The organism is Paraflavitalea devenefica (assembly GCF_011759375.1).
GTDB lineage: Bacteria > Bacteroidota > Bacteroidia > Chitinophagales > Chitinophagaceae > Paraflavitalea > Paraflavitalea devenefica.
The window spans coordinates 2,244,801-2,256,600 of sequence record NZ_JAARML010000001.1 but is presented as its reverse complement, the minus strand read 5'-3'; the positions used below and the strand labels follow the sequence as shown (position 1 = coordinate 2,256,600).

Sequence of the window (11,800 nt, the reverse complement as noted above, 5' to 3'; positions counted from 1 at the left end):
ACTTAACTCAACTGAATTTTAAAATAAGCGAATAATGCGAAGCAAGCTATTTCACCCATTACTGGCCCTGGCCCTTACCGGCCTGCTGTTTTCGGCCTGCAAGAAATGGGAAGACCATAATGCTATTACCGACCCTGCAACAGATAAGGACCTGTTTCAGCAGATCAGCACCAATACGAACCTCAGCAAGTTTACAGAGCTGCTCACCAAAACGGGCCTTGATAAAGTGATTGCATCCTCCAAAACATTCACCGTATTTGCCCCTACCAATACAGCGCTGGCCACCCTAGACCCCGCCATTGTAAATGATGCAGCGAAGCTGTACGCCTTTGTTGCCAATCACATTGCCAACCAGGTGTACCAGACCACGGCAGCAAGCTCCCAGTTGCGCCTGAAGATGCTAAGCGATAAGTACAATAATATGCTGGGTAAGAAACTGGAAGATGCCAATATTACAGAGGCAGACCGTTATGCTAAGAATGGTGTACTGCATGTCATTGACAAAATGGTGCCGGCACTACCCAATGCCTGGGAGTTCCTGGAAACAAGTCCGCTGGCCCCTTCCAAACAAAAGCAATACCTGCTGGCCCTCTTCCAGAATGTATTTGATACCAGCAATGCTGTACAGATCGGTGTTGACCCCAATACAGGCAATCCCATCTATCAGCCTGGTACAGATTCGGTACGCACCAATACTTTCTGGCGCAATGTGTATGACCTGCGTGATGAAAGCAAGCAGTATACTTTTTTTGTGCTGGCCGATCATGCCTGGGATACAGAGCTGATTAAGTATATTCCCCTTCATGTGGCCGGCACTGTTGACAGCATTTTGGGGCTTTCCAGTTGGGCCATAGTAAGGGACCTTGCCGTAGAAGGTGTATATGATCCTGCTACGATCCCCGATACGATCCTTTCCAAATTCAATACCAAGATGGGGATTGATAAGAGCGCCATTGCACAAACTGTAAAGACAAGTAATGGCGTGGTGTTTATCATGAATAAGTTAGATGTAAGGCCCGTCCACAAATTCCGTCCACTTATTATACAGGCAGAAAATTATAACACCTACAGTAATGATCGCCGTGGCAATACTTATTTCCGGGAGAAGTACAACCCCGTTACCGGTTATGATTTCAGGGATGTGCTGGTATACAATCATGGCGTGGCGACGTTCAACCTTGGTTATCGCCTCAATGGCATGCCTTCCATGAAGTACAAGGCTTACTGGGTAGCAGTACACGATAATATCAATGGCATGACCACTACTTTCACCCAAAAGCTGGGCATCGGCACCCCTACGGCTACCACCCTGCCTTATATAACAGTTACCGTGAACAACTACAATGAGGTATACCTGGGTGAGTTTACCCTCACCACGTACAGGCCCATGCTGATGATCTATCTCACGGCGGCCAATAGTACCTCTGCCACCGCCAATCCTATTGTGTGTGATTATATCAGGCTGGAGCCTGTTTTGTAAACCCTATTAGTTTTTTGAAACAATACCATGACGATGCTTATAGTAAGAAGTTTTATCAGGAAAACAGCGGCCGTATCGGCATTTGCGCTGGTGACGGGTACCCTGGCCGCGCAAACTGATTCTACTGCTGCAGACACCAGTATAGTAAAGGTGCTAAAGCCGGCTGCGCCCAGAAAAGGCGTACCTGTTACCGGCACCATCACCGATGCGGTGAATGGAAAAGGCATACCCGGCGTACGGATTAAGGTGGATGGGTTTTCCGCTGCCATTACCGACGACCAGGGGAGCTTTACCATCCAGGCGCCTGCCTACACCTCCACACTAACCATCGAGGGTGAAGGTTATGACAGCCGGAGTGTTCCGCTTAAAGGCAGGAATACGATCCAGATAGCCCTGCTCGATGATACGCATGAATCATTCCATGAAATGGTTACCCTGCCCTTTGGCCCTGTTGCCAAAAGCAAGGTAACAGCCGCTACCGGCCAGTACCATGTGAACGCCGCCTGGACACAGCCGGATGCCATGGCCGATGGCCTTTTACAAGGCCGCGTTGCAGGGCTGCATGTCATCCGCCGTTCCGGAACACCCGGCGCCGGTGCGAACCTGTTCCTGCGTGGTTATAATTCATTGTATGGCACCAACAAACCATTGATCGTAGTAGACAATATGTTGTATGATGCCAATGAATACGGGGAAAGCATCATTGCCAATTCTTCTGTTAATCCGCTGGCATTGATAGACGCCAAGGATATTGATAATATTACTGTATTGAAAGACGCCTCCAGCATTTATGGAACAAAAGGCGCCAATGGTGCGATCATTATTACCACTGCCCGGTCCAAAAGCCAGGCTACGAAGATTGACTTCGCCGCTTATACCGGCTTCAACCAGGCGCCTGATAACCTCCCTGTGATGAATGCGGCTGATTACCGCATCTATTTAAGTGAAATACTACAAAGCAAGGGAATGAGCAGTACGGAGATCGCGGCCCTGCCTTATATGATTGACGACACCAAGAACCCTGATTATGCCCGCTACCATTATAATACCAATTGGCAGAAAAATGTGCTGAAGAACAGTGCGAACCAAAATATTTTCCTGAAGGTAACGGGTGGAGATAATATTGCCACTTATGGCCTTAGCATGGGTTATATGGGCAATAAGGGAGTGGTAAAGGAAACGGACCTCACCCGCTATAATACGCGGTTCAATGCCGAGTTTAATTTCACCCGGCGCTTTACCGGTACCGCCAATCTCTCTTTTACGTATAATGAGCAAAACCTGAAAGACCAAGGCATAACTGAAAAAACGGCGCCCTTGTTCCTTTCCTGGATCAAAGCGCCGTTCCTGCCGGCCAACCAGGTGAATGATGCCGGGGTAGAATCGCCCAACTTCGCTGATGTGGATATACTGGGCATCAGCAACCCCGCTGCCATCATCGCCAATATGCAGGCTTACAATAAATACTACCGTTTCTTCGGTTCCTTTGGCTTTAAGTATGAGATATCAAAAAGCTTTAGCGCCAGCACGCTGGTAGGCGTCGTGTACGACAAGGTGCGGGAGAATTTCTTCATACCCCGTAAAGGCGTATCAGACGATAGTCTTTCCAATGCTATTGTCGACAGCCGTATGGGTACCCAGGTAAAACGTCTTTTCACAGTTTACAATGATACCCGGCTCGACTATAACAAGCTCTTTAACCGCGACCATAGCCTGCGCGCCAACCTGGGCATGCGCTACCAACATAATGACGCGGAACAGGACTATGCAAAAGGATTTAACTCCGCTACTGATGACCTGGTAAGTGTTCAGAATGGCCTGAATGCCCTGCGGCAGATAGGTGGCGGCATTGGTGAGTGGAACTGGTTAAACGTATATTTCGGCGCCGCTTATGGCTATAAAGAAAAGCTGTTCCTCACCCTGAATGCCGCGATGGACGGATCATCGCGCTTTGGCAAACAGGCGCCCAATGGCATCAGCCTTTCCGGCAACAAATTCCCCATCATGCCTTCCCTGGGGGCCGCCTGGCTCGTTTCGTCAGAAAACTTTATGGCCAACTCGCCCCTCGACCTGCTTAAGGTAAGAGCCACCTACAGCATTACCGGCAATGATGATATCGGCAATTACAGCACCCGGCAAACGTATGTATCACAAAACTTCCTGGGCGCCCAGGGTCTTGTACGTGGTAATATTGCCAACCCCACCCTGCAATGGGAAACCAATCACAAGCTGAATGCTGGTGTTGATGTAGCTTTCTGGAATGAGCGGGTGGGCCTGAGTGTGGAGGTCTACCATACCAAAACAACCAACATGCTGGTGTATGAATCACTGGGCACCCCTACCGGTTTCAAGACCCTACCCACCAATAATGGTGAGATGCAGAATACGGGTATTGAAGCAAGCCTGAATGTGCGCGTACTTAATAAACGTGACCTTACCTGGGATGCCGGCATTAATATCGGCACTTACAAAAATGAAATCGTAGCCGTTCCCGGTAACCAGTTCACTACAGAATATGGAGGCGCTACCATCCTTACGGCAGTGGGCGGCCCGGCCAACCAGTTCTATGGCTACACTACACAGGGTGTGTTTGCGAGCGATGCAGATGCTGCTGCTGCAGGCCTGACCAAGAAGAATACCGACGGTTCCTTCAGCGCCTTCAAAGGAGGCGATGTACGGTTTACTGATGTAGACAATAATAAGCTTATTGATGAGCGCGACCGCCAGGTAATTGGCGATCCCAACCCTGCTTTGTTTGGCGGCTTCAATAACCGGGTTATCTGGAAACGTTTTGAACTAAACGTGTTATTCACCTTTAGCCAGGGCAATGATGTATTCAATTATGTGCGTTACCGCCTGGAATCCTTAGGCAGTGTGGAGAATCAACTGGAAAGTGCGCGGAACCGCTGGCGTGGCAATGGTCATGTAACCAATATGCCCAAAGCTACCTGGGGCGACCCGATGGGCAATAGCCGCTTCAGCGACCGCTGGATAGAAGATGGTTCTTATATCCGCCTGCGCACTTTGTCGCTGCAATACGATCTGCCTTTGAAAGCGGGCAACTTTTTGAAGAATGCCAGTGTGTATGCTACAGCCAGCAACCTGTTTACCCTCACGGAATACAAGGGCTATGATCCTGAATTCAGCGCATCGCCCAGCGTGTTTGCACAGGGTATTGATACCGGGCTCGATCCTTTGTACCGGACGGTAACCCTAGGTGTGCGGATTGGTTTGTAATTAGCTGACAAGTGCCGCAGAGTCCCCCCGCTGTTGCGGGACAAGCTCTACGGGAGACTCCGCGGAGAAAGAGAAAGAAAAATTGATTGTTCTTGTTTCTAAATAAGTAATATGAAAAAGCTCTCTATAAAAACAATTCTACTGGCGGCGATGGTGATAGCTATAGGCGGAGGTTGTAAAAAAGCCTTTGACATCAAACCGGGCACAGAGCTCGACGCCAGCCAGATGTACCGCAATGTGTATGATGCGGATGCCGCCGTAATGGGTATCTATGGTAAGTTCATGGGCCTGGCCGACCGCTATATTATCCTCAATGAATTGAGGGGCGACCTGCTGGAATATACGACCAATGCCGATGAGTACCTGCGCCAGATCAGTACGCATACCGTAACGGCGGATAATCCTTATGCCAGTCCGCGCCCGTTTTATGAACTGATACTTAGTTGTAATGACGTACTGAAGAACTTCCTGATCATGAAGGAAAAGAATGCGATGAAGGAAGCGGAATTTAACCAGCGTTATTCGGATATTGCCTGCCTGCGTTCTTTCCTGTACCTGCAACTGGGCATTCATTATGGCGATGAGGTGCGGTATGTAACCGATCCGCTGGAAACCATAGAGGCAATAAAAGATGAGCGCCGCTTTCCGAAAGTGAAGTTTGATGACCTGCTCGATAGCCTCATCAGCTTTACAGAAAAGATACCCTTCCGTGACCCCTATCCCTCAGGCACTACCCTGAATATTACGCTGGATGGGTCGCCGACTTCCATTTTTTTTATCAATAAGAAATGCTTACTGGGCGACCTGTACCTGTGGAAAGGAGATTATAACAAGGCAGCCATTAATTACCGCCAGGTGATGGAAACAGCTACGGTAGGCGCGCAGGGCATCACCTATTACACCAAGTACAAAATTGGTTGGAGCACCGAAACCAATACTTATGTTAGCTATACAAGACCGGGGGATGCTTCCACCCTGAATTATGCAGATGGATGGCGTTTGGTGTTTGAGTCGGGATACGATGATCGCTATAACCGGGAGTGGATCTGGGCCATACCTTATGACAGCCGTTTCAGGCCTGAGAATCCGCTCATCAAATTGTTTTCACCTATTGGTGGCAGCTATCTTGTAAAGCCTTCCCAGGAGAGCATTGATAACTGGAAAAATCAGCAGCAAAGGCCTATCGCCGTAGCCGGCACAGGTGGCGGTATCCCTTATGATGCGCGCGGACCATTAAGCGTGAGAACGATTGGGGGGCAACTGGTGGTCATGAAGTTTTTGTACAATTATATCAATTATGCCACTAACCTGCCGCTGAACCCATTGAACAAAAACGGCAAGTGGTTTTTATTCCGTCAAACACACCTGCACCTGCGGTTTGCAGAGGCCGCCAACCGCGATGGCTATCACCGGCTGGCGTACGGGTTTGTCAATTCAGGGATTCGCGGCGTCTACCCCACACCGGCCAATACACCGAATGTAACTCCCTACGAAAACACCCTATTCTATCCCGCGCCTTACAATTTTGATGCACGCATGGGTGAGATACCTTTTTTCAGGGGCGACTGGCACCGGAATACCGGCATCCGCAACCGGGCATCGCTGCTCTATGATACGGTGCCTGCCAGTGCAGACAGTCTTACCTACCTGGAGAACAGTATTATCAATGAAGGAGCGCTGGAGAATGCTTTTGAAGGCACCCGCTGGCCCGACCTGCTGCGCATTGCACGCCGCCGCCATGATGGAACTATCCTCTCTGAGAAGATCTATAATAAACTGCAGAAGGATGGCATACCGCAAGCAGAAGCGGTGAAGGAGTACCTGAAGAAAGAGGAGAACTGGTATTTGCCGTTTAAATTATAGGATTCAGGATGTAGCATTCCGGATCCTTCAGGTGTTACTTAATGATTAAAGGCAAGCTGCTTGACACAGCTTGCCTTTTTTGTGGGAACAAGGTAATTCACCTTACTACTAAGTACTACTATCTTATCGTTTCAGCCACCGGAGAAAAGGTATCAGCATGGGCACCCATCTTTTGTAACGCCGGTATTGCTCACCGAAATGGGCAACCAGGTCGCGCTCTTCAAACTGTATTGCCACCAGTATATACCCGGTAGTAAGGATGGCGAATAACAAATGCGCCACCGTCATCGTAGAAGCCGACCAGAAAGCAATGAGGAAGCCCAGGTATAAGGGATGACGCACCATCTTATAAAACAAAGGCAGCCGGAAAGGCAGCGCGGTATAAGGCCTGCCTGTAAAATATAACCACACCTGCCGCAGGCCAAACAGGTCAAAGTGGTTAATGAGGAAGGTGCTGGTAAAAACAATGGACCATCCGCTGAGGTAAGCAATGGACAGGATGGCCTTGAATGCCGGATTTTCTACTTTCCATACGATGCCGCCCATAGGTTGCCACTGCCACATGAGGAATATGAGGCAAAGACTGGCCAGCAATACATACGTACTGCGTTCGAGCGGTTCGGGAATGATCATCGTCCACCGGTGCTTAAAGGCCGGCCGGGCCATCATGCTGTGCTGTAAAGCAAACAGCAGTAGCAGGGAAGCATTGATGAGCACCGCGCTCAGTAAAGAGGTTTGCGGAGCGCTGTCAATGGATTTGGGCACAAACAGGTTGCCTACAAAGCCGATGGCATACAGGATGGTACCAAAGAAAATGCAATAACAAATAATACCATACAGCAGGAATAATACTTTTTTCATACTAAGGGAGGTTCTGGATGAGTAATTGGTTTATGTGAGTGCGTGCAGAGAAGGCAGTGAAAGAAAGCTAAAAACAGGTGACACCTGTTTAAGCAGGCGCCACCTGTTTTTACGGTCAGCGCAATGGTCCCCGTGTTACATTAAGGATAGTATTCTTCTGGTAGTTAAATTCCATCTCCTCATTCTCAATGATGTTAATAACCCCGGTGGTCATTAAGCGTACATTGCAGGCGCCATCCAGCTCAATATCCAATTCGGGTGAATTGAGCACAGTAGTGGAACGTACCACGGCATTGTTGCCCAGGCGCAGGGTTTTCAGTCCCTTTACCGGCACCCATACATGCCCTTTCACTTTTGGCCCTTTGCGTGGCGAGCTGATCTTCAATCTTCCGCCCTGTTCCTTTACCTGCACGTATTGCAGGAAACCCGGGTCACCTTCCATACGCAGGATATTACCGCTGTCTTCCACCAATACCACGATGACATTGGCGTCTACAATAATATCCCCGAAAGTCCTTATTTCCAGTTCCTTTAATTCGGGCCAGGCAACAGCAGGAACGGCCATACTGGTATCGACCGCCGGGCAGCGGACAGGTCCGGAATGATTAACAGGAGATGCCTTTACGGCAAAGGCTACCAATAAAAACACGATGGCAAAAACACACTTTTTCATGGCTAATAAAAATTTATACCGCTTATTGACGGTATGGTTAATGATGATAATTGATAACAGGGGGTATTTTTATCGCACTGCAAGATTAGCACAGAACAGGAGCGAATAGATGCGCACATTAGCAGAAGGCCCTGCATCCTGCGTAATACCCGTAGCTTTTTGAGGGGATTGATGCCCGGCATTAAAATAATTACCCGTTCATGAATATTTTATTCCAACTAATCCAAAATACTTATATTTGCGTAACCAGTTACGTAAATAGCTACTAATATGGAATTCTTCAATCAAACCGGTAAGATGGCCATTGGTAGCCGGCTTCGCCTGCTTACAGACAGGATAACAGCCGATGCTGCCGATATTTACAAGCTCTATGAAATAGAGTTACAGCCGAAATGGTTCCCTGTTTTCCACGCCCTCTCACAGGGAAACTTTACGATCACCGAGATTGCCCAGCAAATCGGACACTCCCATCCTTCTGTTAGTAAGATCGTTGCTGAAATGTCTAAGAAAGGATTATTAACAGAAAAGAAGGATAAGCAGGACGGGCGTAAGAATGTGGTCAGCCTGTCGAAAAAAGGGAAAGAGCTGACAGAAAAGATCCAGGAGCAGTATACAGATGTGACGAATGCCGTGGAAACGATATTGAATAATACGCAGCACGACCTTTGGAAAGCCATTGAAGAATGGGAGTTTTTGTTGAGCCGTAAAAGCCTGTTGCGCTATGTACAGGAAGAAAGGAAACAACGTGAAAGCAGGCTGGTAAAGATCGTTCCGTACAGGCCCAAATATGCGGAGGCGTTTAGAAAGCTCAATGAAGAATGGATCTCCACTTATTTCAAAATGGAGGAAGCCGATCATAAAGCATTGGACCATCCCAAGGAGTATATTTTAGACAAGGGTGGTGAAATAGTAGTGGCCCTATACAACGAAGAGCCCGTTGGTGTTTGTGCATTGATTAAAATGAACGACCCGCAGTATGATTATGAATTGGCTAAAATGGCCGTATCGCCCAAAGCACAAGGCAAAAATATCGGCTGGTTGTTAGGCCAGGCAGTCATAGAAAAGGCCCGGTCACTTGGAGCCACTATGATCTACCTGGAAAGCAATACGATCCTCAAGCCTGCCATCAGCCTTTACCACAAATTAGGGTTTAAAAAAGTGACTGGCCGTCCTACCCCTTACGAGCGCTGCAATATCCAGATGGAACTTGCCTTATAACCCCAGGCATCACCAGGCTGTTATTTGCCTATGGGCACTTTTATGCAGGTAGGATATTCCCTGCTCATCAGGATGGTTGCTTTAATGATGCGTGGTTCGCTGGTCATTTCATTGGCTACCACACCGCCAAAACCGTAGTTCTTTTCATAATAGGGGCGGTTCAGGCTTTCAAATTCCATGCGCAGTTTGCTGCCCTTAGCAATCTTCTTTATATAGATAAAAGCGTCATTAAAAGACAATTTCTCCACCTTACCAGGTGTCATCAGTTCCGGCTTGTCGCCCCCCTTCCGGTAACGGCAGCGCAGGAGTGAACTACCAATAGCTTTGACTTTCCCTTCTGGTGTTACTTCAGAAAAATTAATCGAGAAGTCGGCATCAGGCACATTCAAGGAAATATACAGATCGGCCATAACACGGTCCGTCAGCATAATGTCTTTCTCCAGCGGGGCTGTTTCAAACATCAGGTTGTAAGGAGAGGCTATTTCAAAGGAATCAGTGTCTGGTGCTGATGAATAATAGATAAATGCTGAGTCAATCGCTTCGGTGATGTTATGCTGGTACTCCAGGCTTTGTTGCACAGCGACAGGCCTCGCCTGCAACTGGTAGATCGTTCTTCTTTTTTCAGTGGCTACCGGCGTTTTGTGCAGGTAGAACTTCAGGGTATCGGCAGTGGCGGCCTCAAAAGAGCTGGCACCCTTCCACTGTCCCGTACCGGTAGCAAAGTAAGTGATCTTGTCTTTTATCCAGGCCGGCTTTGCCTTTCCTTTCAGTGTCCAGTCGAACCAGGCAATCACATATTTATAAATGGGTACCTGGGCTTCTTTTTCAATGAGAATGCCCTGCTGGCTCGGAGCAGGATTCCATTGGGCGCCCCCATGGTCATAAGGACCAATCAGCAGGTAATGGTTCTTTTGAGCGGCTGCACCACCATACCTGTGATGGTTATTGTAGTAATACAAGGCCCCTGCCTGATCGCCGTCAAAATAACCGGTAATAGAAAGCACCGGTATATCCAGGGCCGCATAGTCTTCTTTGGCAGGGAGGATATCCTTCCAGTAACTGTCAAGATCAGGATGGCTTACCCATTTCTGAAAAAAAGGATTGGGCAGTCCTGCGAGGGAATCCAGTTTGGAGAAAGGAATATGCCTGCGGTACAATTCCAGTCCCTTGTTCCTCCAGAAACTATAATCACTGAATAAGGCGCTGTTCAACTCTTTGCCGCTCACATAAGTAGCCCATTGCAGGATATAGGGATAAAACATGTTGCTCCAGCGCGGGAAGTCAACACCAAAACCTACGGCCACCATCGGATTGATGGCCTTGAGGGCCGGATGCCTGTACTTTTTACGGATGGCCTGCCATTGGGTAAAGCCAAGATAGGAGCCGCCGGTAGTAGCCACCTTGCCATTGCACCAGGGCTGTTTGCTGATCCAGTCGATAATATCATAAAAATCCTGCGCGTCATTTTCATAAGGGAAGAAGTCTCCTTCCGATTGGCGGCGGCCACGGCTATCCACATACAAATAGATATAGCCATAAGCGCCGAATATATTCCCCCTGGTGGCTTCACCGCCTGAAGGATAGGGGCTCTGGCTGACAATAGCAGGCAGTTTTTCTTTTGTATTCACATCCCGGAACAACAAGGCGCTCAGTTTCGCGCCATTGCGCAATGGTATCTTCACCTCCATTTTCTCCACCTTTGATGGATCAAGGGCATACAATGTCCGTTGCAGCAGGGCATGCTGCTGCAACAGGAAGTCGCGCAGTGCCAGGCAACGCACTATATAAAGCACATTGCTGTACTCAATCTGGTTATTGGCTGCACCTTTGGCTTGCTGTAGCGTAGTAACAATAGCTTTGTCAAACACTTTAATATAATCCGGATGAAAAATACCCTTCCAGGTATTTACATTGTCCTTCTGAAAATCTTTATTGATAGCAGCTACCTTTTTATTCACCGCCTGCACAATACCCTCTGCTGCATCGGCAGTGAGATGAGCCATTATTTGCAGCTCCAGGAGGAAGTGAATGCCATTGACAGTGGAAGGCGTATAAAGCGCCTTTGTATAGGACAGCAGGGAGTCGTAGGCTTCTTTGTATTGTGCGCGGTAAATAGCGGTGGCGGCAATGCCAATGGCCGGATCGCGACGTAAGGCAGAATCATTGATTATGAAATCTTCGCCGGCATGTTTACAAAAAAGATACAAACTATCAGCCAGCCTGGTGATCTCTTTGCGTACAGCACTGGTATCATTGATATCCAATACCGGGTTGATCGTATAGATCTTACTGATGAAATAATCCTGTGGAAGCGTAGGTTTTTGTGCAAACGACGAGATAAGGGCTGCCTTACAAAGGCAAATAAGGATGATACAGCGCATATGGATGTGGTTAATGGAAAATACAATCAAATATAAGAGCACGGGCTGAATAATGAATAAACGCAGGATTTTTATCCCGCCCGGCAA

At 48.2% G+C, this 11,800-nt stretch carries 7 protein-coding genes; 4 read left to right on the top strand and 3 right to left on the bottom strand.

The features are described 5' to 3' along the window. The first annotated feature begins 34 nt into the window (after positions 1–34). From HB364_RS09205 to HB364_RS09195, 3 genes are all read left to right on the top strand, one after another. Positions 35–1,480, top strand: a complete 1,446-nt coding sequence (locus HB364_RS09205; protein WP_167287591.1) for a fasciclin domain-containing protein — start codon at positions 35–37, stop codon at positions 1,478–1,480. A 27-nt stretch (positions 1,481–1,507) separates the two neighbouring features. Beyond that, positions 1,508–4,717: a SusC/RagA family TonB-linked outer membrane protein gene (locus tag HB364_RS09200; protein ID WP_167287590.1), complete on the top strand. Its 3,210-nt coding sequence runs from the start codon at positions 1,508–1,510 to the stop codon at positions 4,715–4,717. A gap of 111 nt (positions 4,718–4,828) precedes the next feature. Continuing rightward, a complete protein-coding gene (locus HB364_RS09195; protein ID WP_167287589.1) occupies positions 4,829–6,580 on the top strand; it encodes a RagB/SusD family nutrient uptake outer membrane protein in 1,752 nt (583 codons plus the stop codon). 123 nt (positions 6,581–6,703) lie between these two features. Here HB364_RS09195 and mddA read toward each other — a convergent pair whose 3' ends face one another. Both mddA and HB364_RS09185 read right to left on the bottom strand, forming a co-directional pair. After that, a complete protein-coding gene (gene mddA, locus HB364_RS09190) occupies positions 6,704–7,441 on the bottom strand; it encodes a methanethiol S-methyltransferase (RefSeq protein WP_167287588.1) in 738 nt (245 codons plus the stop codon). Between the two features lie 115 nt (positions 7,442–7,556). Then, positions 7,557–8,114, bottom strand: a complete 558-nt coding sequence (locus tag HB364_RS09185; RefSeq protein ID WP_167287587.1) for a GIN domain-containing protein — start codon at positions 8,112–8,114, stop codon at positions 7,557–7,559. A 270-nt stretch (positions 8,115–8,384) separates the two neighbouring features. On the opposite strand from HB364_RS09185, the gene HB364_RS09180 reads away from it, so the two are divergent. Beyond that, complete coding sequence (locus HB364_RS09180) at positions 8,385–9,332, top strand: bifunctional helix-turn-helix transcriptional regulator/GNAT family N-acetyltransferase (RefSeq protein WP_167287586.1); 948 nt, start codon at positions 8,385–8,387, stop codon at positions 9,330–9,332. A gap of 20 nt (positions 9,333–9,352) precedes the next feature. Here the strand turns inward: HB364_RS09180 and HB364_RS09175 are convergent, their stop codons facing one another. After that, a complete protein-coding gene (locus HB364_RS09175) occupies positions 9,353–11,713 on the bottom strand; it encodes a CocE/NonD family hydrolase (RefSeq protein WP_167287585.1) in 2,361 nt (786 codons plus the stop codon). Positions 11,714–11,800: the final 87 nt, after the last annotated feature.

Bases quoted from the DNA above. Each gene is read 5' to 3' on its own strand.
- HB364_RS09205 (WP_167287591.1), top strand. From the start codon at position 35: ATGCGAAGCAAGCTATTTCACCCATTACTGGCCCTGGCCCTTACCGGC.
- HB364_RS09200 (WP_167287590.1), top strand. From the start codon at position 1,508: ATGACGATGCTTATAGTAAGAAGTTTTATCAGGAAAACAGCGGCCGTA.
- HB364_RS09195 (WP_167287589.1), top strand. From the start codon at position 4,829: ATGAAAAAGCTCTCTATAAAAACAATTCTACTGGCGGCGATGGTGATA.
- mddA (WP_167287588.1), bottom strand. From the start codon at position 7,441: ATGAAAAAAGTATTATTCCTGCTGTATGGTATTATTTGTTATTGCATT.
- HB364_RS09185 (WP_167287587.1), bottom strand. From the start codon at position 8,114: ATGAAAAAGTGTGTTTTTGCCATCGTGTTTTTATTGGTAGCCTTTGCC.
- HB364_RS09180 (WP_167287586.1), top strand. From the start codon at position 8,385: ATGGAATTCTTCAATCAAACCGGTAAGATGGCCATTGGTAGCCGGCTT.
- HB364_RS09175 (WP_167287585.1), bottom strand. From the start codon at position 11,713: ATGCGCTGTATCATCCTTATTTGCCTTTGTAAGGCAGCCCTTATCTCG.